Origin of the sequence: Burkholderia sp. MS389, assembly GCF_016899425.1 — a bacterium.
Lineage (GTDB): Bacteria > Pseudomonadota > Gammaproteobacteria > Burkholderiales > Burkholderiaceae > Burkholderia > Burkholderia sola.
Window position 1 is genome coordinate 196,516 of record NZ_CP045994.1, and the last position, 22,588, is coordinate 219,103.

The window sequence follows — 22,588 nt, forward strand, 5'->3', positions numbered from 1 at the left end:
GACGACGGTGAACGTGAAAGGCCGTTCCTGACGGCATCCGGCGCGCCCCGTCGAACGGGCGCGCCGTCGGCTTTTGGCAAGGAGATTCGAACGATGTCCTATACGGAGACGATCGGTCCGCGCACGTACCGCTTCGCGGACCTGAAGACGCTGCTCGCGAAGGCGAGCCCGCTGCGTTCCGGCGACCAGCTCGCCGGCGTCGCGGCGGCGAGCGAGGAGGAGCGCGTCGCCGCGAAGATCGCGCTCGCGGGCGTACCGCTGAAGGCGTTCCTGAACGAAGCGGTGATCCCGTATGAAGACGACGAGGTCACGCGCCTGATCATCGACGATCACGACGCGCACGCGTTCGCCGAGATCTCGCACCTCACCGTCGGCGATTTCCGCAACTGGCTGCTGTCGCCCGCGGCCGACGGCGCGGCGCTCGAACGGATCGCGCCCGGCCTCACGCCCGAGATGGTCGCGGCCGTGTCGAAGCTGATGCGCAACCAGGACCTGATCGCGGCCGCGAGAAAGCGCCGCGTCGTCACGCGCTTTCGCAACACGGTCGGGCTGGCCGGCCGGATGTCGGTGCGGCTGCAGCCGAACCACCCGACCGACGACGTGAAGGGCATCGCCGCGTCGATGCTCGACGGGCTGATGTACGGCTGCGGCGACGCGATGATCGGCATCAACCCGGCCACCGACAGCCTCGCGGCGATCGTGAAGCTGCTCGCGATGATCGACGGCTTCCGCGAGCGCTACGGCGTGCCGACGCAGTCGTGCGTGCTTACCCACGTGACCAACACGATCGCGGCGATCGAGAAGGGCGCGCCGGTCGATCTCGTGTTCCAGTCGATCGCGGGCACCGAGAAGGCGAACGCGAGCTTCGGGATCTCGCTCGCGCTGCTCGGCGAGGCGCGCGAGGCCGCGTTGGCGCTCAAGCGCGGCACGGTCGGCAACAACCTGATGTATTTCGAGACGGGCCAGGGCAGCGCGCTGTCGGCGAACGCGCACTTCGGCGTCGATCAGCAGACCTGCGAAGTACGCGCGTATGCGGTCGCGCGCAAGTTCGAGCCGTTCCTCGTGAACACGGTGGTCGGCTTCATCGGGCCCGAATACCTGTACGACGGCAAGCAGATCATCCGCGCGGGGCTCGAGGATCACTTCTGCGGCAAGCTGCTCGGCGTACCGATGGGCTGCGACATCTGCTACACGAACCACGCGGAAGCCGACCAGGACGACATGGACACGCTGCTGACGCTGCTGGGGGCGGCCGGCATCAACTTCATCATGGGGATTCCGGGCGCGGACGACGTGATGCTCAACTATCAGAGCACGTCGTTCCATGACCAGCTCTACGTACGCGAGGTGCTCGGCCTGCGCCGCGCGCCGGAATTCGAGGAATGGCTGGAGACGATGGAGATCGCCGACGCGCACGGCGCGCTGCGCGCGGCAAACGCCCGCGTGCCGCTGCTCGCGGGTGCGACCGACTGGATGGGGATTTCCGCATGAGCGACGCCGTCGAGAAGAATCCGTGGGCGCAGCTGAAGTCGTTCACGAACGCGCGGATCGCGCTCGGCCGCGCGGGCAACAGCCTGCCGACCGCGCCGCTGTTGGCCTTCAACCTGTCGCATGCGCAAGCGCGCGACGCGGTGCACCAGCCGCTTGACGCGGATGCGCTGCGGCGCGAGATCGAGGCGGCCGGCATGCTGCCGACGCTGCGCGTCCAGAGCGCCGCGCCCGACCGCGACCACTACCTGCGCCGGCCCGATCTCGGCCGCAAGCTGTCGGACGACAGCCGCGGGCTGCTGGCCGGCTACGGGGCGGCGCTCGACGACGCGCCGGATGTCGTGTTCGTGGTCGGCGACGGGCTGTCGGCATTCGCGGCCGCGAAGCAGGCGCTGCCGCTGTTGCAGGCCGTGCGGCCGCGGCTCGACGCGGACGGCTGGCGGATCGGCCCGGTGGTGGTCGCGACGCAGGCGCGCGTCGCGCTCGGCGACGAGATCGGCGAGCTGCTGCGCGCGAAGGTGGTCGCGATGCTGATCGGCGAACGGCCGGGGCTCAGCTCGCCGGACAGCCTCGGCGTGTACCTGACGTGGGCGCCGAAGGTCGGCTGTCACGACGCGCTGCGCAACTGCATCTCGAACGTGCGGCCCGAAGGGCTGCCGCACGCGGCCGCCGCGCACAAGCTGCATTACCTGATGACGCACGCGCGCCGCCTCGGGCTGACGGGCGTCGGGCTGAAGGACGACAGCGACGCGTTGGCGCCGCCGGCTCATGCGGAGCGGATCGGGGCTGCTTGAATAGCCACTCGCATCGAAAGTCCATCAACACCCGCAGCTTCGGCGACAACTGCCGGCTCGGCGCAACACGTTGATTGCTTGCCGCACGCGGGGACGGCGCGAGCGTTGCAAGTGCCGCGCATCTTGGCATTGCCGCGCTCCGTCTCGATCGGTCCGTCGATTGGGTTTCGCGCACCTGGCAAACCACTACCTCGATCCTTTGCACGGCTTCCGGGCTCATCGGCCCTGAACGCGCGCGACTACTGGCGCATTTGACGCCGGTCAGCGCTCTTGAAAATTCGCATTGCGAATTTCGAATTCGTCTGATTGATTCATCTTTCTCATTCGCGCAAATTTCGTGTGGCGCAACCATCACCGATTTGTCGAGAAAGGAGACCCGATGAGTGACGAGTCGAACGTACCGCCCCATCTTTCCTTCACCAGCAGCTCACTTGCTGCACGCGTGACCAAGGCCAGCAGCACCATCCGGCTGATGCCAAGGCGAAAGCGACTGTTGGATTGACGCACGATTGAATCGGATTGGTTGATTCGGTTGGCCTCATTTCATTTGTTGCAGATTTTCCGCAATGGTTTGTCCATGGATAGCGGCCGCGTTTCGATGTGATATGGCTGGCGCCCGATATAACGAGGATAAGAATGGCGGAATTCGATCGCGTGACAAGTTATTTGACGGGGCGGCAATCCGCGCATCTGACGCTGATGCGGCGCAAGTCGAAGCGCGATCCGGAGACGGGCGAACTGCCTCCCATGCCCACGGTGTCGGTCGTATCGTGGGTCGTGCGCGAGGCGATCTGCGAGCCGTACAGCGTCAAGGCGGTCGTTGCCGCACCGGTTGCGATTCCGAGAAAGACGGTGCTCGGGCAACTCGCGAAATTTTCGGTTCGACCCGAGGACGGACGCGCCAAGCGCGAATTTGCCGGCTTCGTGACGCAGTTCGACTCCGTATCGGAATCTCGTGATGGTTACACCTACCGTATTGTGATGCGCCAGCATCTGGCCGTCATGGACGGCCCGAGCAATTGCGCCACGTACCAGGGAATGGCCTCGTGGGAAATCATCAAGGAGATTTTGGCGCGTTACGACCTCCGCTTCTGGATACAGGTCGAATTCAATCTACGCCGCGAGCATCCCAGGCACCCATTGCGCTTCCAGTACAACATCGGCGACTGGGACTACATCAAGCTCGAGATGGAGCAAGCGGGCCTGTATTGCTACACAAGGACCGGCGAGCACGGCGACGTGCTGGTGATCGCGGACGACGTTGACGGCTATATGCGCCCCGCGATACCTGTACTGGATCGTCCTACTGCCGGGCTGGCGACCTTCGAGGAATCGATTTTTTCCTTCAAGGTCCGCTCGCGCGTCGTGCCGGAATCCTATGTGGTTGCCGACTACAACCCCGAGCAGGCGTGGGAGCGCTTCCGTGCCGAGGACCGCGCCGTATCGGACGACGAGAGCATGATCGGCAAGCCCTATGTCTGGGGCACGCATCACGACGACGCCAAAGGGGCCAAACGCGACGCACAGTTGCGCCATGAAGCGGCACGCGCCAGCCAGATTCGTTACTCGGTGGAGTCGACCGTGCTGGCGATCCGGCCTGGCAGCATCGTGCAGTCTGATCGGGCGCTCGAGGATGCCGGCGCGGCAATGTTCGTGACAGCGGTCGTGCATCGCGGCGCGCGGAACGCGAGCTATGTGAACAGCTTCACGGCGATTCCGGCCGATCGCCCGTACCGGCGGGAAATTGACGAGCGTCGGTGGCCGAAAATTCCCGGCACGCTAGGCGCGACTATTACGTCGCCTGACAAGTACAAATTCGCCTACCTGACCGACAAAGGCGAGTACGTTGCGCGGTTTCACTGCGACTTCGGCAACTGGCCCAAGGGTGGGGAAAGCGTTCCGTTACGGCTCGCCAAGCCGTTCGCAGGCAGGAACCATACGGGCATGCACATGCCCGCGTTGGACGGCGACGAAGCACTGATCGGCTTTCGCGAAGGCAATCCGAACAAGCCCTTTATTGCGGCCTTTATCCACAATAGCGAGTGCCCCGACCTGATTAATTCGTCACGACGGCGCATGTCGCGTAACGAGATCCGAACGCAATCCGGCAATACGTTCTGGATGGACGATTGGGACAATCAGGAAGGCATCGAACTCGGTACGCAGCACTCTGGCCGCTCGCAACTCCATCTCGGCCATATGGTGGACCGCGCACTGAACCAGCGAGGCGCGGGTGCCGAACTGCGGACTTCAGGGCATGCGGTTGCGCGAGGCGGCGCAGGTGTGATGGTGACGGCCTACGACCGGCCGGGCGGCGCGGGCAAGCAGCTTGATATGGCCGAGACGATCGCGCAACTCAAGGAAATGTTGGCGCTAGCTGAATCGCTGGCGAAGTCGGCCGAGGCGTCGAAGGCATCGCCTGCGGATACCCAGGCCCAAAAGGCGATCAGCGACGGGCTGGACGAATTGAAAAGGCCGGGTGCGGTCGTGACTGCGCCGGGACCGGTTGGCGTGGTCTCGGGCGACGGCGTGCAACTCGCCGCCGATGGTTCGATCATCGGGACCGCGAAGAAAGGAGTCCACTTCAGCGCGCTCAAGAGGATCACCGCCGCTGCGGGCGGTCGGTTGTCACTGTTCGCGCGGAAGGGCATGAGCCTGATCGCGTCGGCCGGCGAGGTCATTGTGCAGGCCCAGCGAGGCCGCATGCAGCTTGCGGCGCAGGAAGACATGACGGTCGAAACGGTCAATGGCGTTTTGCACGTGAAGTCGCCGAAGGAAGTCCTGCTCAGCGTCGGCGGCTCGTATATCCGCGTGAATCCGGAAGGGATCGAGATGGGCTCGCGCGGCCGTGTGCACTTCAGGACAAGTGGCTTGAAGAAGACCGGGCCGGCTCAACTGGACCTGAGCGGCGCGGCGTTCGCGCCGGCTTTCGTGCCGTTCAAGACGGAGTGTGAGGTCTGGCGTACCAATCCGAATTTTGTACAAGCGCCGGCCTTGGCACTTGAGCCGAACCCGGCGCAATGGGAGTCACAGGGTAATAGAGGGGGCGTGCCGCCGGTCCGTGCGTCAGATACCGGCGCAACAGTGCCGCCATCATCCCTGGGGGACATCTTCGGTGGGAAATCAAGTGCGAACGCAGGAGTGTCAAGCGATCGCGGCCTGACAGTTAACGATCCGGACAATGAGCAACAAAAGTGCATCAGGCCTGATCCGATTCAGCTATTAAGTCCCGCTCCGTGTAATTGGCAACTGGCTGATTTTAGTGAGTCAGTCAGCATGATGCGGGAGACGCCGACGTATCAGAAATACGGTTGGACGAGAAATGAGAGACTTAAAAATGGTGACGATCCGGTTATGTGTGCCGGAACAGCGCTCACCACATGCCAGTTCAACTACGATTCGAGTAATAAAACGCTGACGGCGAAGGTCGTTACCGCATTGGTGCCGCGACTGCTGGTGAAAATGAATCGGGTAACAGGAGAGCCGTTGCGCGACGAAAATAACCGGTACATTGTAGTGCAATATGAAACGTTCAGGAATGGAGCCAATTCCGGAAAATCGTTTGACGAGCATGGCTTGATGCAGGTCGAACGTGACCCGAAGGAAGTTGACGCTTCAACCTACAAGAACCAGATTGAAAGGACATTGAATCAGGGTAATTACAAGCTGATTCTTGATGGCTGTCAGAAGGGCGGCGCCTGCGGTTGCCGGATCGCCGTCAAATTCTGTGCTGATGTGCATGTGGTAAGGGCGGCTGACGCGCCAGTGCTCAACCCGAACATCACCATTAACCTGTATCCGACGACTGAGCGGGCAGATGCTATGAATTGGCCGGAAAAAGAGTATCAGAAGCAGGTGACAACAGGGCGATATGCGGAAAGATTTACGCAAACAAAAGCGCATGAAATCGGGCATCTCTTTAATTTTCCTGACGAATACTGGCAGCAAGGGGGATTTGTGCACTCGATTTATGTCAGGGATGGCGTGAATATCGATTTTGCGCTTGCCGATGCAAATAAAGATAAGAATACGTTCTGGATTATTGAAACTGAAACCAATCTGATGGGCGGTGGATGTCTTCAGCCGACGGCGACGATCTCCCCGTATTACCTCGAATACATCCGTAGGTGGTTCTCCGCGCATACCAACAAGTTGTGGAGGGTCGGCTATGACGCGCCAGTCAAGAAAGCATGAACAGATAACGAAAGGTGAGCCCAAAATATGGGGGGCACTCTTGTTGGACAGGAGTGATTTGCAGTTTTCTAACGTAGTTCGAAAGCTGGCGCTGTTGATAATTCTTGTATGGATGGGAGATGGATTCGTTATGGCGAATGATTTCAGCAACAGTGTCATGAAGCCGGGTGCGTTTTCCCTTTCGTGGTCTGGTGGCCTTGAATATGGCTCGAGAGAAATGACTTTTGATGGTGAAGGAAGGTTTTATTTTGCCAAAGGGGATACTATCAACGACGAAGCACAAACTGGTGTGGGTGTTTTTGTTCTCAGTCTGCAGAATAAAGATGCGCAGCAACTGAAAGACGTAGCTCACACTTTGTGTGACAAGGATATTCAGTCTGGCGGACCAGAAACCCATGATCCTGCCGCAACGTTCAGCGTTATCTGCCAAGACGAAGGCAAAGCCGTACGGAGATCAGGTTCATTGCGTCTGATTCCAGAGCGCTTCAGGCGTCAGGTTTTTGACGCACCTCTCAGGCTATCCGAGCAAGCACGCTCGGGTGGTCGGAAGATCATCAAGTTGGATTTCGAGACCGTGAGTATCGAGCATAAAGGCGATCATTACATCGTGTCGGTCAGATTTATCAATTCCGGCGATCGATGGATTAAATTTAAAACTCCGGATCTATTGCCTGGTAATACTCGGGGTGGAGGGCTTTCCATTGCGCCGTTTAGTGAGCTTGGGAGGATGCAGCCTCGCGATGATTGGGGTTTTAATTTGGCGGGTAAAACACTGATAAATAAAAATGAATTTCGGGATGGATTTGTCATGCTCAATCCTGGTGAAGGCAGGGTTTTGAGGGTCGAGGCTGTTCCGGATAATAAAATTTCAAAAGGTGTGTACGAGCTTTCCGGTGTGACTTTTATGAAAATAGAATACGAGGGTTATGGCTGGGGACTGTCAACGCATGTCGATTTTAGTCCGATTAAAAGCCAAATAACTTTCGATCGGGACTATCCTTCAACACCACAGGAGCGCGAGCAGTGGGAGACCACGCATCGCGCAAACATGTCATATCACGCGGTGAAGCCCGGTGATACGTTCGCTGAGGACGGCCTGTATCGCGCAGTGCGTCTGAATGCCGGCGGCAGCTACCGCAGCTTGCAAGTGATGCCGTTCAAGGCCGGCGACATCGCCACGACCGACAGCGTGAGGATGCCGATGGAGTCCGGAGACGGCGTCCATCTCAACGGACTGGTGCAATGGGTATGGGAAGGCAGTGCCCCGACCCCCACGAAGCCATTCTCGTCCGCCTACGTCGAAGGCACGGAGCAGTTCAGCTTGCCCGGCGCGGCGTGTCCGCGTGGCGGCCGTTGGGTGGCGCGCGTGCGCACGAATGCGGACTACTCGACGCCGGAATACCGCTATGACCTGTCCCGCATCGTCACGATGCGGCGCGGTCAGCCGATGCCGTCGATTTCGAACGACGCCGGCAACGCTGAATGGGAATGGGTGGGGGGCTGAAATGCGAGAACGTGCGCTGATCTATCAGCATGACCGGACGACGGCGAACGGCGTCGTGCTTGACGGCCTTGATGACGTTGAACTCGACGATCGCAAGTTGAGCCATGTGGGCGCGCGGGTCCAATGTCCTGCGTGCAACACCATTGGCCGGATCGAGCCGGTCGGTGAGCGCTCGGACCATGAACTGAGCGACAAACAGCCCGCGCTCGAAGACGACCTTTGCCGGTGCGCGTGTCATCCGTCGCCGCGGCTGATTGCATCGCAGCGCCACTCGATGATCGAAGCGTGACGCGATATTCACGGAGACGCGATGAAATTTCGCTGGGATCAACGCGTGCCGCCCGAGTGGCAGCACCCCAAACCGCCACCCGTATGGGTCTACCTCGTCTTGTTCCTCGTGATCGCGGGCGTGTGCCTGGCCTATACGGTGATAACGTGGCCGGCGGGCAAACCAGTTGGCTCGCCGGAATTCACGCGCTCCGCGCTGGCGGTCCCGTTTACTTTTTGGCTCACGATCTGCGCCGCGCTTTATTCGTCGTTTTACGACGGCTTGGCGTTTGAGGCAGCGGTCAGGAATGCGGCGCGCTGGCATTTGCTGGTCCGATGGCAGCGACTCAGCCGCGCAGGCATGGCCGTGCTCGACAGTGTCATTCTCACGCCCGAAGCCGACCTGGCCGAACGCATGCTGAAACTGGAAGGCAGTCCACCGGAGAATCCGGGGAAGGTCATGTTGCTTGGAGGCCTCGACGCAACCCACGTCGCGTCACGCGTCAGCAGCCTGCTGGAAACCCTTCTGACGCCACTGGCGGCGCGGCTGGCTGAGGCGTCGCGCAGCAACTCATTCGAAATCGTGATGCAGTGCGACCGGCAGGAATGGTCGACGGACGTCAAGGCTGTGTGGGAGCGCCTGAAGTTGCCAGGGCGGCCCTGTGTTCGATGGATCGACAACGACCGCAACGTGAACTTTGCGGAGAACTGGTTCACGGACAAAAGCGACTCGCCGTTTGCCTCTAGCCACTATGCAGTGGACGGAACTCCGAAGTATCGCCTCGTTGTCGCATGGCATTTGAATGATGACGCCCCCGGCATTGCGCCGGCGACATCGGAAGCCGCGGTTGCGCTTCTGCTCGGTTCGCGCGCGCTCGTACAGGAAAAACCTGAGCTAAAGCGGCAGGCTTGGCTACTTCGTCAGGTCGTCGGGGAAGCCGATCAGGTCGATAGGTCGCTGGCGTTGCTGCTCAACGCGGCGCAGGCGCCACGCGAGCGTATCCGTCACTTCTGGCATAGCCGGCTCAAGGGGCTCGCGCAACATGCGACGCTGGGCGCGGTCAGGGATGCCGATCTGAAGATTGACGCGCATGCGCTAGATCCGGCGATTGGTCCGCAGGCTCCGGTCGCGCGCTGGGTCCTTCAGGCGCTGGCCGGCAAGATGGCGTTATATGGTCAGGGGGCGCAGCTTGTCGCACTGCCTCACGAGGACGGCGTCGCGCTCAATCTTGTCGTCAAGGAGCTGCCGAGCGTGGACGCGCCGTGGAAGACGGACTACGAGTACAACCTGTTCCCAGCCGTCGAACTCGTCGCGTGTGTGGCGATGTGGGTATTCGGGATGCTGCTGTCCCCCGACAAGGCGTGGGGCACGTTCGAAACGGTGTTCACCAGTGTCATGGTTGTCGTCGTGATCTTGTGTGGTGGCTGGCGCATCCTCGCACAGCGGCTCTATGCCGACGACGTGTGGCGCCAATACGGGTAAGCAGCGATGAAGGCATTTCGGCAATTCGGCATTTCCCGGTTCGTGGCGTTGTGGTGGCTCTCGCTGCTGGCGTGTGCCGTCTGGATGACTGCGAGTTAGGGGTATGCGTCGGCAGTACTGGGTACGGCAACCCCTTTGCAATACGCGTTGATCTTTCTGGGCTTCACGGTGGGGCTGATCGCAGACGAACTGTGCGATCGATGGCGATGGCATCTCGCATGCATCTTTCATATAGAGGATGTCGTCGACGGCGTGTGTCCTGACCGGGAACACGAGATTGCGCAGGCGGCGGTGTGGCGCTGGTATGAGCATCGAGGCAAGCCGTGGTGGATCAGTTCACATCGGGAACGGCCCCATGTGCGCACAGCGGATGCGTGGCAGCGTTTTGAGGCGTATGACCGTGCGATGAAGCGGCAGATACGCGCGGCCCGAAACGGCGACGTATGACGTCGCATCGGCGTTCCTGATTCACTGGCGCCGGACTGAACGCTACCTGAACAGCCGCTCGCACAGGAAATCGACGAACACGCGCAGCTTCGGCGACAACTGCCGGCTCGACGGCCACACGATCGAGAACTGCCCGGGCGCGATCCGGTAGTCGTCGAGCACGGTGACGAGCGCGCCGTGTTCGAGCGCGTCGCGCGCGAGGAAGTCGGGCATGTAGCCGATGCCGAGCCCCGCGAGCACGGCGCCGCGCAGCGCTTCCATGTTGTTGCAGGTCATCGCGGTGCGCAGCGTGAGCGGCGTGCCGTCGTCGGCCGCGAGCGCCCAGTCCTGCAGCTTGCCGGTGGTCGGGAAGCAGTAGCGTACGCAGTCGTGCGCGTCGAGCTCGCGCGGCGTGCGCGGCGTGCCGGCCTGCGCGAGATACGCGGGCGTCGCGCACAGCACGAACGCGAACGGGCCGAGCCGCCGCGACATCAGGCTCGAATCCGACAGCGGGCCGCTGCGGATCACCGCGTCGAAGCCGCCTTCGACGACGTCGACCATCCGGTCGTTGAAATCGAGATCGAGCTCGACGTCCGGATAGCGCTGCCGGAATTCGGGCAGCACCGGCAGCAGGAAGCGGTAGCCGATCACCGGCAGGCTCACGCGCAGCTTGCCGCGCGGGCGCTGCGCGGACGCCGTCACGGTCGCCTCCGCGTCGCGGAAATCCTCGAGGATCCGCTGGCAGCGCTCGTAGAAATGCCGCCCCTCGTCGGTGAGCGTCACGCGCCGCGTCGTGCGGTTGAACAGGCGCACGCCGAGCGACTGCTCGAGTTTCGCGATCGTCTTGCCGACCGCCGACGCCGAAATGCCGAGCGCGCGGCCGGCCGCGACGAAGCTCAGCGCTTCGGCGGCGCGGACGAACGCGACGATGCCGGTGAGGTTTTCCATCGAATCGAACGGTGTGCGGACGACGCACGCTAGCGGGGCAATTGCGGAATTGTAGTCCGTTATATGCGGAGCTTCGCGTGGTTTTTCGCGGATTGAATCCGATTTATCTTTTGTCGCTCTGATGGCGCATCCGCGCCGGCTTTTGAGGAGCGATGATGGATCACCCTGTTTCAACTGCTGCAGTCCTGGCCGCGCGCCGGCGCACATGGGTGCTGGCCGCCGTCTGCATGGCCGCCGTCGCGCTGCCGCTGTCGTTTTCGGGCGGCGCGGTCGCGACGCCGGCGATCGGCCGCGACCTGCACGGCAGCCCCGTCGCGATGAACTGGATCACCAACGCGTTCATGCTCGCGTTCGGCAGCTTCCTGATGGCGTCGGGCGCGCTGGCCGACCAGTTCGGCCGCAAGCGCCTGTTCGCGATCGGCGTCGGCGGCTTCACGCTGATGTCGGTCGCGCTCGCGTTCGCGCCGTCGATCCTCGCGGTCGATTTGCTGCGCGCCGCGCAAGGGCTCGCGGCGGCCGCGGCGCTGGCCGGCGGCACGGCCGCGCTCGCGCAGGAATTCGACGGCGCGGCGCGCACGCGTGCGTTCAGCCTGCTCGGCACGACGTTCGGGATCGGGCTCGCGTTCGGGCCGGTGCTCGCCGGCGGGCTGATCGGGCATTACGGCTGGCGCGCGATCTTCGTGACGGGCGCGGTGGCCGGCGTGCTGTCGCTCGCGTTCGGACTGCCGCGCATGCACGAGTCGCGCGATCCGCACGCGACGGGGCTCGACTGGCCCGGCACGATCGCGTTCACGGCCGCGCTGACGCTGTTCACGTTCGGCGTGATCGAGGCGCCCGCGCGCGGCGGGTCGAGCCCGCTCGTGATCGCGCTGCTGGCCGGCGCGGCGCTCGGCGCGTGCGCGTTCGTGACGATCGAGACGCGCGTCGCGCGGCCGATGCTCGACCTGTCGCTGTTTCGCATCGCGCGCTTCGTCGGCGTGCAGGTGCTGCCGGTGTCGACCTGCTGCTGCTACATCGTGCTGCTCGTCGTGCTGCCGCTGCGCTTCATCGGCATCGACGGCTTCAGCGAGATCGACGCCGGCTGGCTGATGCTCGCGATCTCCGCGCCGATGCTGGTCGTGCCGCTCGTCGCGGCGACGCTCACGCGCTGGCTGTCGGCCGGCGTGATTTCCGGGCTCGGGCTGCTGGTCGCTGCGGCGGGGCTCGTGTGGCTCGGCATCGCGCTGCGCGGCGGCGCGGGGCCGGCGGCGATCGCGCCGATGCTCGCGATCGGCATCGGCGCCGGCATGCCGTGGGGGCTGATGGACGGGCTGTCGGTGAGCGTCGTGCCGAAGGAGCGCGCGGGGATGGCGACGGGCATTTTCAGCACGACGCGCGTGGCCGGCGAGGGGATCGCGCTGGCGATCGTCGGCGCGGTGCTGGCCGCGCTCGCGCAAGCGGGGCTTGCGCAGGCGGCAGGGGCCGCCGGCACGCCGGACGCGACGCTGCGGGCCGCCGCGCGGCTCGCGACCGGCGATCTCGCGGGCGCGGCTGCCGCGTTGCCGGGCGTCGGTCGTGCGGCGTTGGTCGCGAGCTACGCGCACGCATTCGACCGGCTGTTGATCGCGCTGGCCGTCGTCACGGTGCTGTGCGCGGTGGTGGTGTTCGGGTTTCTCGGCGGGCGGCCGGCTGTCGACGAAGCGGGCGATGAAGTAGACGGCCCCGCGCAGGCCGACGCCGCCGTGCCCGCATCGTCCGCTCGTTAAAGCCTCACCCGCCGCGCGTCACGCCAGCACGAGCGGCGGCAGCCCTGCCTCCGCGCGAGCTTGCGCGCATTCCACATCGATCACGAGATAGCGCAACGCATCCGGCCACAGATGCGCGCGCGCTTGCGCATCCTCGTCGAGCGTCGCGCGGCCCTGCACGAGCCAGGTCGTCTGACGCACGAAATCGACGAACAGCAGCGCGATGGCCGGATTCACGAGCAGGTTGCCGATCGTGTTGAGCAGGTTGTTGCCCGCGAAGTCGGGCAGCACCAGCGTGCGGCGGTCCGGGATATCGACGAGCGGCGCGAACGAGCCGTCGGCGCGCGGCTGGCGGCCGCGGTACGAACAGTCGGCGTTGCCGGCCGCATCGGCGGTCGCGACGATCAGGAAAGCCTGCTCGCGGATGAATGCGATGGCGTCGTCGGTCAGCGGACCGCGATCGTTCATGGTGTCGGTCGGCGTGTGCGCCGTGGCGTGTGAATCCGCGACAAGCACGCAAGCGACATGCCACGCGGCGCGGCGCGCGCTGGCGGGCAGCGCGCCGCCGCGCACTGTGGAAATTCCGAACACCGGCCCCATCGTTGCGCAATCGCGGTGTTCAGAATCGGTACACCGGCCGTGTTGCGGACGTGAACACCGCACGGTGCGAACCCGCGCCGGCCGCGATCGACGTGCGCCCGCTCCCGCCCGTTCCGTTTGGCACGCATGTTGCATGAACGGGATCAGCGCATTCCAACCGGCGCTCTACTCACACAAGCACGATGAACAGGAGACATGTATGAACCCGTTTGACCTGAAACAACTGGGCCTCGACGTCGAATACCCGTACCGTCAGCAATACGACAACTACATCGGCGGCAAGTGGGTTCCGCCGGTGAAGGGCGAGTATTTCGAGAACGTGTCGCCGATCAACGGCCAGCCGTTCTGCCGCATCCCGCGCTCCGGCGCCGACGATATCGAACTGGCGCTCGACGCCGCGCATGCCGCGCGCCGCAAGTGGGGCAAGACGTCCGTGGCCGAGCGCTCGAACCTGCTGCTCGCCGCCGCCGACCGGATGGAAAAGAACCTGAAGCTGCTGGCCGTGGCCGAGACGATCGACAACGGCAAGCCGCTGCGCGAGACGATGGCGGCCGACCTGCCGCTCGCGGTCGACCACTTCCGCTACTTCGCGGGCTGCATCCGCGCACAGGAAGGCGGCATCTCCGAGATCGACGACAACACCGTCGCGTACCACTTCCACGAGCCGCTCGGCGTGGTCGGCCAGATCATCCCGTGGAACTTCCCGCTGCTGATGGCCGCGTGGAAGCTCGCGCCGGCGCTCGCAGCCGGCTGCTGCGTGGTGATGAAGCCGGCCGAGCAGACGCCCGCGTCGGTGCTCGTGCTGATGGAGCTGATCGGCGACCTGTTCCCGGCCGGCACGATCAACATCGTGAACGGCTTCGGCAAGGAAGCGGGCGAAGCGCTCGCGACCAGCAAGCGGATCGCGAAGATCGCGTTCACGGGCTCGACGCCGGTCGGCAAGCACGTGCTGCGCGCCGCGGCCGAAAGCCTGATCCCGTCGACGGTCGAACTGGGCGGCAAGAGCCCGAACATCTTCTTCGCCGACGTGCTCGACCAGGACGACGCGTACCTCGACAAGGCGCTCGAAGGGCTCGCGATGTTCGCGCTGAACCAGGGCGAAGTGTGCACGTGCCCGTCGCGGATCCTGATCCAGGAATCGATCTACGACCGCTTCATCGAGAAGGCCGTCGCGCGCGTCGAGCGCATCAAGTCCGGCCACCCGCTCGACCTGCAGACGATGATCGGCGCGCAGGCGTCGCAGCAGCAGCTCGACAAGATCCTGTCGTACATCGACATCGGCCGCGGCGAAGGCGCGCAATGCCTGACGGGCGGCGAGCGTACGGCGCCGGCCGCCGACCTCGGCACGGGCTACTACGTGAAGCCGACGATGCTGCTCGGCAACAACAAGATGCGCGTGTTCCAGGAAGAGATCTTCGGGCCGGTCGCGTCGGTGATGACGTTCAAGGACGAGCAGGAAGCGATCGAACTCGCGAACGACACGTTCTACGGGCTCGGCGCGGGCGTGTGGACGCGCAGCGGCACGCGCGCGTACCGGATGGGCCGCGAGATCGAGGCCGGCCGCGTGTGGACCAACTGCTACCACCTGTACCCCGCGCACGCGGCGTTCGGCGGCTACAAGCAGTCGGGCATCGGCCGCGAGACGCACAAGATGGCGCTGTCGAACTATCAGCAGACGAAGTGCCTGCTGGTCAGCTACCAGGCCGAGGCGCTCGGGTTCTTCTGATCGCCGTAGTCCGTGGCGAAGTGTCGGGGCCGGTTGGGCCCGGCACTTCGCGCGGTTCGATTCCTTGTTCGGCAGTCGGCGTCGGTCGCGCTTTGCCGCGCAGCCGGCGCCGCTAACGATTCCGGTCGTCGCGGGCTCGCGGCGGCCCGGTGCGCCCACGCGTGCGACGACAACCAGCATGGCAGACCTGCCCCGATCCTTTCCACGTCACCCGGTATTCCATCCGGGCGAACTCGACGCGCAACACCGCTTCGGCGTCGCCGACGAAGCCGAGCGGATGAGCGACGTCGTGACCACGCGGCTGAGCGTCGGCGTACGGCAGTTCGTCGAATCGCAGCCGTTCATGTTCGTCGGCATGGCCTCCGGCGTCGGCGAATCGATGACCTGCGACATCGTGCAGAGCCGGCGCGACGCGAACGGCGACCTGCTGCCGGTGGTGCGCGTGATCGATACCAAGACGCTGCGGTTCGCGTTGCCGGCCGCGCCTGACGGCGATGGCGGCCGGATCGACGCGGCCGCCTGCGACGGCCGGGGCGTCGGATTGCTGTTCGTCGATGTCGTGCGCGGCCTGCGCTACCGGATCAACGGTCGCGCCACGCTGCGCGCCGATTTGCCGGAAGCGGACGCGGCGCCGTGGGCGGCGGACAGCGCGATCGTCGAACTGGCGATCGCGCAGGCATACGGCAATTGCGGCACACGGGTCGTGCGGCTGAAGCCGGCCCGGTAGCCGGTAGCCGGTGGCCGGGCGCGGGCGCGGGCGCGGGCGGCGGCGCGCATGCGCGGTCGCCGCGCGGATCGCACCGGCGGCGTGCGCGGCATGCCGCCTTCGGGTGCGCCCGCATGGCGAGCATCGGCCGGACAGCGTGGAATGGCGGCTTGCTCGCCGGGCCGTGCGGTTCGGCACGGGACTTGCGTGATACGCAGGGTTCCGCGCAGGTGAGGGAGGACACGATGGACCAACACGTGGCGTATACGGAAGAACCGACCGCCGAGGACACGCGGCGCAGCGCGCAAGGCGACGACGCGTTCGCCGGGCAGGCCGTCGTCAGCGTCGCGCACGATGCGGACGAGCAGGCGCGCAACCTGATCGGCTGGCGGCAAACCTACGACCAGCTCGCGGCCGGCCGCTTCGTCGGCACGCTGACCGAGCTGCCGCTCGACACGATGAAGCTGTTTCGCGAATCGACCAGCCACCTGCTGCGCCAGGCGTGCGAAGTGCGCGGCGACGCGTACTGGTTCGGCATCCCGCTCGTGTGCGACGGCTCGGCGCGCGTCGATGCATGCCGCATCGGCCCGGGCGCGCTCGCGTTCCGGCCCGGCAACGTCGAATTCGAACTCGTGACGCCCGCGCAGTTCTCGATCTACGGCGTCGTCGTGCGCGGCGACGTGCTGCGCCGCTACGCGGAGGAAGTCGAGCACCGCGCGCTCGACGAGCGGTTGTTCACGCAGCGCGTGATGCAGGTCGGCGACGCGCGGCTCGCGCGGCTGTGCGCGCTGCTCGGGCGCCGGCTCGACGGCGCGGTGGCGATGGCCGGCCCGCTGCCCGATGCGCAGCGCGACGACCTGCAGGCCGAAGTGCTGGCCGCGCTGTTCGATGCGTGCGCGCAACCGGCCGACGACGGCAGCGGCGCCGCGCCGTCGACGCGCCGCTGGATCGTCGACCAGGCGCGCGACTACGTGCTCGCGCATCGCACGCGGCCGGTCGGCGTGCCCGAGCTGTGCGAGCAGTTGCACGTGAGTCGGCGCACGCTGCAGTACTGCTTCCAGGACGTGCTGGGAATGGCGCCCGCGACCTACCTGCGCACGCTGCGGCTGAACGGCGCGCGGCGCGACCTGTGCGGGCGCGCGGCCGGCTCGGTGCAGGACGTCGCGGAGGCGTGGGGCTTCTGGCATCTGAGCCAGTTCGCGACCGATTACCGACGCCTGTTCGGCAAGCGGCCGTCGGAGACGCTGCGCGATCGCGCGTGAACGTGCCGGTATGGTGAGCCGGGCGGCCGGCGGCGCGCTCACGGCGGTGCTGGCGCCGGGCGCGCGCTGCGGCCGGTTCGCCCCTTCCGCTCGCCGCCGCGCCGGCTTCGCTCAGATGGCCGACGCTGTCCCGTCGCGCGGGGCGGGCCACGCCAGCGCGTCCCAGTCGATCGCGCGGTACGCGGCTTCGACCGACGCCAGATCGTCCGGCCGCTCGCTGCGATGCAGCCCGTGCAATTCGGCCGGTACGTCGAGCATGACCGGTACGCAATACGGATAGTCGCGCACGCGCAGCACCGGCCCGATCGTCGTGAAGCACGCGATCGTCGGCACGTCGAAACCGTCGGCGAGATGCACGGCCGCCGTGTCCGGCGCGAACAGCAGGCTTGCGCCCTTGACCCACGCGATGAAGCGCGCGGTGTCGGTCGCGTCGCGGCTCACATCCACGTAAGCGGGATGCGCGATCGGGCCGAATCCCACCACCGGCAGCCCGTAACGCTGCGCGAGCCGTTCCACGAACGCGACGCGCAGCGCGGGCGGCACGCTGCGCACCGCGGTGCTCGCATTCGGGCAGAACAGCACGTACGGCCGCAGCCATTCGGCCGGCAGCGCGGGCAGCGATAGCCGCGCGAGCCAGCGGTTGCGCTTTGCGGCAGCCGGCACGGCAGCCGGATCGACGCCGAGCGCGTCGAGGAAGAAATCGATCATCGGCAGCCGCGCGAACGCGGGCCAATACAGGTGATTGCCGACATCGATGCAGTGCGCGTCGGCGGGCAGCGCTTCGGCCGGGCACGGCAATGCGCGCGACGGCGCGACGACGTCGGCCGCGAGCGCATACAGCGCATCGACGTAGCGCGGCGCGCGCGCCGGCCGGTACAGCGTGAAGCGCAGGCCCGCATGGGCCGCACGCAGCGCGGCGACGGCCGTCAGCCCGATCACCGAATCGCCGAGCGCGACACCCATCCCGTTGATCACGTGCACGTGCCGCGTAGCGCCGTAATCGAGCCGGAACGGCCGGTGCGCGGCGTGCAGCAGGCCGAGCGCCGGCGCGGCCGCCACGTAGCCTTCGGCGCGCACGTCGCCGTATTCGAGGTCGTACGGCGCGACGAGCGTGCGGTCGGGCGCGAGCAGCGTGCCGGGGCAGGCCAGCGCGTCGTCGTGCGACAGCGCGGCGACGGGCGGCGCGGCGTGCATGTTCACCGTCGTCATGCGCCGCGCGCGCGGCGGCCCTGCTCCCGGATCTGCTCGAGCGTCGCGGCCGGCGTGCTGGCGTCCTGCGGGATGCGGATCTCGATCACCGCGGGCAGCCCGCAGGTCAGCGCGCGTTCGAGCGCGGGCGCGAAATCGGCGGTGCGCTCGACCGTCTCGCCGTGCGCGCCGAACGCACGCGCATAGGCGGCGAAATCCGGATTCGTGAGCCCCGTGCCGTGCACGCGACCCGGGTAGTTGCGCTCCTGATGCATGCGGATCGTGCCGAAATGGCCGTTGTTGACGACGATCGCGACGATGTTCAGCCCGTACTGCATCGCGGTCGCGAGCTCGTTGCCGGCCATCATGAAGCAGCCGTCGCCGGCGAGCGCGACGACGGCGCGCTGCGGATACAGCGACTTCGCGGCGAGCGCGGCCGGCAGCCCGTAGCCCATCGCGCCGCTCGTCGGCGCGAGCTGCGAACGGAAGTGCCGGTACGCGAAGTGGCGATGCAGCCAGATCGCATAGTTGCCTGCGCCGTTGGTCAGGATCGCGTCGTGCGGCAGGCGTTCGCGCAACTGCACCATCACGTCGCCGAGCTGCACGTCGCCGGGCATCGGCAGCGGCGCATGCCATTCGCGGTACGCGCGGTGCGCATCGGCGGCCGCGCCGGCCCAGGCAGGCCGCTCGGGCGGTTCGAGCGCGGCCAGCGGCGCGGCGATCTCGGGCATGCCCGACACGATCGGCAGGTCGGCGGCGTATACGCGGCCGAGCTCGTCCGCGCCCTGATGCACGTGGATCAGCGTCTGGCGCGTTTTCGGGATGTCGAGCAGCGTGTAGCCACCGGTCGTCGCTTCGCCGAGGCGCGGCCCGATCACGAGCAGCAGGTCGGCGTCGCGGATGCGTTTCGCGAGCGCGGGGTTGATCCCGAGCCCGACGTCGCCCGCGTAGTTCGGGTGCGCGTTGTCGATCGTGTCCTGGAAGCGGAACGCGCACGCGACCGGCAATTGCCAGCGTTCGACGAAGGTGCGCAGGTTCGCGCACGCGTCGGGCGTCCAGCCGCTGCCGCCGACGATCGCGAATGGCCGTTCCGCGCGCGCGAGCCGCTCGCGCAACTCGTCGATCTGCGCGACCGACGGCGCGGCCGCGACGCGTTTCGCGGCCGGCACGACGGGCTGCGGCGCGCACGCGTCGGACAGCACGTCCTCCGGCAGCGCGAGCACGACCGGGCCGGGCCGGCCGGACGTCGCGACGTGGAACGCATGGCTCAGGTATTCGGGGATGCGGCGCGGATCGTCGATCTGCGCGACCCATTTGGCCATCTGGCCGAACATCCGGCGGTAGTCGATTTCCTGGAACGCTTCGCGGTCGAGGTGTTCGCGTGCGCACTGGCCGACGAACAGGATCATCGGCGTCGAATCCTGGAACGCGGTGTGCACGCCGATCGACGCATGGGTCGCGCCGGGCCCGCGCGTGACGAACGCGATGCCGGGGCGGCCGGTCAGCTTGCCGACCGCTTCGGCCATGTTCGCGGCGGCCGCCTCGTGGCGGCAGACGACCGTCTGGATGCGGGCGGTGTCGTCCGCGAGCGCATCGAGCACGGCGAGGAAGCTCTCGCCCGGCACGCAGAACACGCGTTCGACGTGATTGGCGAGCAACGCATCGACGAGCAGTCGTGCACCGGTGGTGGCGCGCGACTCGAGGTCCTTGGAATGCGACATGGGCTGCCGTCTCCCTGGGTAGCGGGACGTACAGCTTACGCCGGTTGGCTGCGGGCCGGTACGACGGCCGCTGAAAAGTGTCGGAACGCGGGGCTGGTCGGGGGTTGCGTGCGGGCTTCGGTTGGCCATCCGGCCAGCTTGTGCGCGCTCGGGTGACGGCGGAAAGTGAGCGCTATGGATGGCGGGCTGACGCTTGTCTCGATCTGCGCGACATTGGCATCAGCCGGTTCGATGTGGACGCGTCGGCATTCGATCCGGATGCGGTCGGGCGGGCGACCCGACCCGATCGTGCGGCGGCGTTGAAGGCGGCACACCAGGCGGTGGCTCACGATCGCTGGTTTCGCGAGCAGGTGCAGCAGGCGCTGGATGACCCGCGTGCGTCGATTCCGGACGCCGAAGTCAGCGCCGACTTCGCATCGCGCCGTGCGGCGCTGCGTGAGCGGCTTGCAGGCAAGCGCGGGGATGCTGCTTGACCCTCGCGTTGCAGTGGCATCCGAAGGCGTACGAGGATCGCGCCGCGATCATGGAATACATCGGTGAAGACGATCCGCTGGCCGCGCTCGAACTCGACGAACTGCTGGAAGAAAGGGCGGCGGCGTTACCGGCCTATGCGGAGTTGTATCGGCAAGGGCGGGTGGCCGGCACGCGCGACCTGGTGATCGCGCCGAACTATGTGCTCGTCTATCGCATCCGGCCGGCCGAGGGCATCGTGGAGATTCTTCGCGTGCTGCATGCGCGGCGGCAGTGGTCGTGACGCGATATTTGCACCGGCTGATTCACCGGGTGCGGCGGGCCAAGTCCGGAACGGAAAAGACGGCCGGGGCGGCGGGTGTTTTCGAATCGATGTCGGATGGATGACCATGCGCACGACTGGGCGTACATCAACGCGCAGGCCGTGCAAATTCCTGCCGACCTCGCCTATGAACGCAGCGATATCGCGCTGGAAATCAAGCGCGTCGGCGATGAGATCCGTATTCGGCCGGCGCGACGGCCCTTGACCCACGTGCTCGAGAAGTTCGCGAAATTCGGGCCGAATTTCATGGCCGAAGGGCATGGCAACCAGGAGCAGGCCGAACGCAAGGATGGGTGATTGTGCACCCGACGGTCATGCGAGACGCGGAGCGTCCTCCATGACCGCCGGGTCGGACATCAGCACTCGACGATATTCACCGCCAGCCCGCCGCGCGACGTTTCCTTGTACTTGGTCTTCATGTCGGCGCCCGTCTCGCGCATCGTCTTGATCACGGAGTCGAGCGACACGTAGTGCGAGCCGTCGCCGCGCAGCGCCATGCGCGCCGCGTTGACGGCCTTTACCGACGCCATCGCGTTGCGCTCGATGCACGGGATCTGCACCATCCCGCCGACCGGGTCGCAGGTCAGGCCGAGGTTGTGTTCCATCCCGATCTCGGCCGCGTTCTCGACCTGCTGCGGCGTGCCGCCGAGCACGGCCGCGAGCGCGCCGGCCGCCATCGAGCAGGCCACCCCGACTTCACCCTGGCAGCCCACTTCCGCGCCCGAAATCGATGCGTTGAGCTTGTAGAGGATGCCGATCGCGGCGGCCGTCAGCAGGAAGTCGATTACGCCCTGTTCGTTCGCGCCGGGCGTGAAGCGCGTGTAGTAGTGCAGCACGGCGGGGATGATGCCGGCCGCGCCGTTGGTCGGCGCGGTGACGACGCGGCCGCCGGCCGCGTTTTCCTCGTTGACCGCGATCGCGTACAGGTTGATCCAGTCGATCATCGACAGCGGGTCCTGGAGCGCGCGCTCCGGGCTGCCCGTCAGCGTGCGGTACAGCTGCGGCGCGCGGCGCTTGACCTGGAACGGGCCGGGCAGGTTGCCGTCGGCGTCGGGATTGCCGATCCCGCAGCCTCGCGACACGCACGACTGCATCACGGCCCAGATCTTCAGCAGCCCGTCGCGCGTTTCTTCGTCGGTGTGCCACGCGCGCTCGTTTTCCCACATCAGCTGCGCGATCGACTTGCCGGTCGACGCGGTCAGCGCGAGCAGCTCCGCGCCGGTGCGGAACGGGTGCGTCATCTGCTCGGCCGCGCTCAGCACCTTGGTGTTCGGTGCGCCGGCCGTCACGACGAAGCCGCCGCCGACCGACAGATAGGTACGCTCGACCAGCACCGCGCCGTTCGCGTCGCTCGCGCGCAGCTTCATCCCGTTCGGATGTTCGGGCAGCGCCTGGCGGTAGAACGCGATGTTCTCCTTCAGCACGAACGGCACCGGGTGCGTGCCGAGCAGCGCGAGTTGCTTCGTCTTGCGGACGTCTTCGAGCCGCGCGTCGATCGTGTCGGGATCGACGGTGTCGGGCGCGTCGCCGAGCAGGCCGAGCATCACGCCGCGGTCGGTGCCGTGGCCCTTGCCGGTGGCGCCCAGCGAGCCGTACAGCTCGACCTTCACATGGGCCGTCGCGGCGAGCAGCCCGTCACGCTCGAGGCCCTGGACGAACATCAGCGCCGCGCGCATCGGTCCGACCGTGTGCGAACTGGACGGGCCGATGCCGATCTTGAAGAGGTCAAACACGCTGACTGCCATTTCGATACCTGCCTTGCTG

The 22,588-nt window shown here is 65.9% G+C and carries 18 protein-coding genes and 1 pseudogene; 14 read left to right on the forward strand and 5 right to left on the reverse strand.

Annotated features, from left to right (window positions below; translation table 11 throughout):
* Positions 1-93: 93 nt before the first annotated feature.
* From GJG85_RS00890 to GJG85_RS00920, 7 genes are all read left to right on the forward strand, one after another.
* Entirely contained in the window at positions 94-1,491 is a 1,398-nt protein-coding gene (locus GJG85_RS00890; RefSeq protein ID WP_124631503.1) for an ethanolamine ammonia-lyase subunit EutB, read from the forward strand.
* Entirely contained in the window at positions 1,488-2,282 is a 795-nt protein-coding gene (gene eutC, locus GJG85_RS00895; RefSeq protein WP_050015872.1) for an ethanolamine ammonia-lyase subunit EutC, read from the forward strand. The genes GJG85_RS00890 and eutC overlap by 4 nt, the downstream gene beginning before the upstream one ends.
* A gap of 636 nt (positions 2,283-2,918) precedes the next feature.
* Positions 2,919-6,476: a type VI secretion system Vgr family protein gene (locus GJG85_RS00900; RefSeq protein WP_204383539.1), complete on the forward strand. Its 3,558-nt coding sequence runs from the start codon at positions 2,919-2,921 to the stop codon at positions 6,474-6,476.
* Positions 6,451-7,980, forward strand: coding sequence for a hypothetical protein (locus tag GJG85_RS00905; protein WP_143328857.1), 1,530 nt, complete (start codon positions 6,451-6,453; stop codon positions 7,978-7,980). The genes GJG85_RS00900 and GJG85_RS00905 overlap by 26 nt, the downstream gene beginning before the upstream one ends.
* 1 nt (position 7,981) lies before the next feature.
* Positions 7,982-8,269: a PAAR domain-containing protein gene (locus tag GJG85_RS00910; protein WP_046547487.1), complete on the forward strand. Its 288-nt coding sequence runs from the start codon at positions 7,982-7,984 to the stop codon at positions 8,267-8,269.
* 21 nt (positions 8,270-8,290) lie between these two features.
* Positions 8,291-9,730: a hypothetical protein gene (locus tag GJG85_RS00915; protein WP_089488031.1), complete on the forward strand. Its 1,440-nt coding sequence runs from the start codon at positions 8,291-8,293 to the stop codon at positions 9,728-9,730.
* A gap of 135 nt (positions 9,731-9,865) precedes the next feature.
* Positions 9,866-10,177 carry a hypothetical protein gene (locus GJG85_RS00920; protein ID WP_124631507.1) on the forward strand — a complete coding sequence of 104 codons (312 nt, stop codon included), beginning with the start codon at positions 9,866-9,868 and terminating at the stop codon, positions 10,175-10,177.
* 42 nt (positions 10,178-10,219) lie between these two features.
* On the opposite strand, the gene GJG85_RS00925 is transcribed toward GJG85_RS00920, so the two are convergent.
* Complete coding sequence (locus GJG85_RS00925; RefSeq protein WP_050015880.1) at positions 10,220-11,104, reverse strand: LysR family transcriptional regulator; 885 nt, start codon at positions 11,102-11,104, stop codon at positions 10,220-10,222.
* Positions 11,105-11,259: 155 nt separating this feature from the next.
* On the opposite strand from GJG85_RS00925, the gene GJG85_RS00930 reads away from it, so the two are divergent.
* Entirely contained in the window at positions 11,260-12,849 is a 1,590-nt protein-coding gene (locus tag GJG85_RS00930) for an MFS transporter (RefSeq protein WP_050015882.1), read from the forward strand.
* Positions 12,850-12,867: 18 nt separating this feature from the next.
* Here the strand turns inward: GJG85_RS00930 and GJG85_RS00935 are convergent, their stop codons facing one another.
* The gene (locus tag GJG85_RS00935; RefSeq protein ID WP_050016022.1) at positions 12,868-13,296 is read right to left on the reverse strand and encodes a pyridoxamine 5'-phosphate oxidase family protein; all 429 of its coding nucleotides are present in this window, start codon (positions 13,294-13,296) and stop codon (positions 12,868-12,870) included.
* Positions 13,297-13,627: 331 nt separating this feature from the next.
* Here GJG85_RS00935 and GJG85_RS00940 point away from each other — a divergent pair, with 331 nt between their 5' ends.
* The 3 genes from GJG85_RS00940 to GJG85_RS00950 all read left to right on the forward strand — a co-directional run bounded on the left by GJG85_RS00940 (position 13,628) and on the right by GJG85_RS00950 (position 17,122).
* Positions 13,628-15,154, forward strand: a complete 1,527-nt coding sequence (locus tag GJG85_RS00940) for an aldehyde dehydrogenase family protein (RefSeq protein WP_050015884.1) — start codon at positions 13,628-13,630, stop codon at positions 15,152-15,154.
* A gap of 178 nt (positions 15,155-15,332) precedes the next feature.
* Positions 15,333-15,881, forward strand: coding sequence for a hypothetical protein (locus GJG85_RS00945; RefSeq protein ID WP_204383541.1), 549 nt, complete (start codon positions 15,333-15,335; stop codon positions 15,879-15,881).
* 224 nt (positions 15,882-16,105) lie between these two features.
* Positions 16,106-17,122, forward strand: a complete 1,017-nt coding sequence (locus tag GJG85_RS00950; RefSeq protein WP_089488032.1) for a helix-turn-helix domain-containing protein — start codon at positions 16,106-16,108, stop codon at positions 17,120-17,122.
* Between the two features lie 111 nt (positions 17,123-17,233).
* Here GJG85_RS00950 and GJG85_RS00955 read toward each other — a convergent pair whose 3' ends face one another.
* Positions 17,234-18,331, reverse strand: coding sequence for an ADP-heptose--LPS heptosyltransferase (locus GJG85_RS00955; RefSeq protein WP_050015890.1), 1,098 nt, complete (start codon positions 18,329-18,331; stop codon positions 17,234-17,236).
* Positions 18,328-20,031, reverse strand: a complete 1,704-nt coding sequence (locus GJG85_RS00960; protein ID WP_050015891.1) for a thiamine pyrophosphate-binding protein — start codon at positions 20,029-20,031, stop codon at positions 18,328-18,330. The genes GJG85_RS00955 and GJG85_RS00960 overlap by 4 nt, the downstream gene beginning before the upstream one ends.
* 203 nt (positions 20,032-20,234) lie before the next feature.
* Here GJG85_RS00960 and GJG85_RS00965 point away from each other — a divergent pair.
* The 3 genes and pseudogenes from GJG85_RS00965 to GJG85_RS00975 form a co-directional block, all read left to right on the forward strand.
* Positions 20,235-20,504, forward strand: a pseudogene (locus GJG85_RS00965) (hypothetical protein); the annotation flags it as partial.
* The gene (locus GJG85_RS00970; protein WP_050015893.1) at positions 20,501-20,785 is read left to right on the forward strand and encodes a type II toxin-antitoxin system mRNA interferase toxin, RelE/StbE family; all 285 of its coding nucleotides are present in this window, start codon (positions 20,501-20,503) and stop codon (positions 20,783-20,785) included. The pseudogene GJG85_RS00965 and the gene GJG85_RS00970, both read left to right, overlap by 4 nt.
* 96 nt (positions 20,786-20,881) lie before the next feature.
* Positions 20,882-21,121 (forward strand): AbrB family transcriptional regulator, encoded by a 240-nt coding sequence (locus tag GJG85_RS00975; protein ID WP_050015894.1) that lies wholly within the window; start codon positions 20,882-20,884, stop codon positions 21,119-21,121.
* 59 nt (positions 21,122-21,180) lie between these two features.
* On the opposite strand, the gene GJG85_RS00980 is transcribed toward GJG85_RS00975, so the two are convergent.
* Positions 21,181-22,569 (reverse strand): L-serine ammonia-lyase, encoded by a 1,389-nt coding sequence (locus GJG85_RS00980; RefSeq protein WP_050015896.1) that lies wholly within the window; start codon positions 22,567-22,569, stop codon positions 21,181-21,183.
* Between the last annotated feature and the right edge of the window lie 19 nt (positions 22,570-22,588).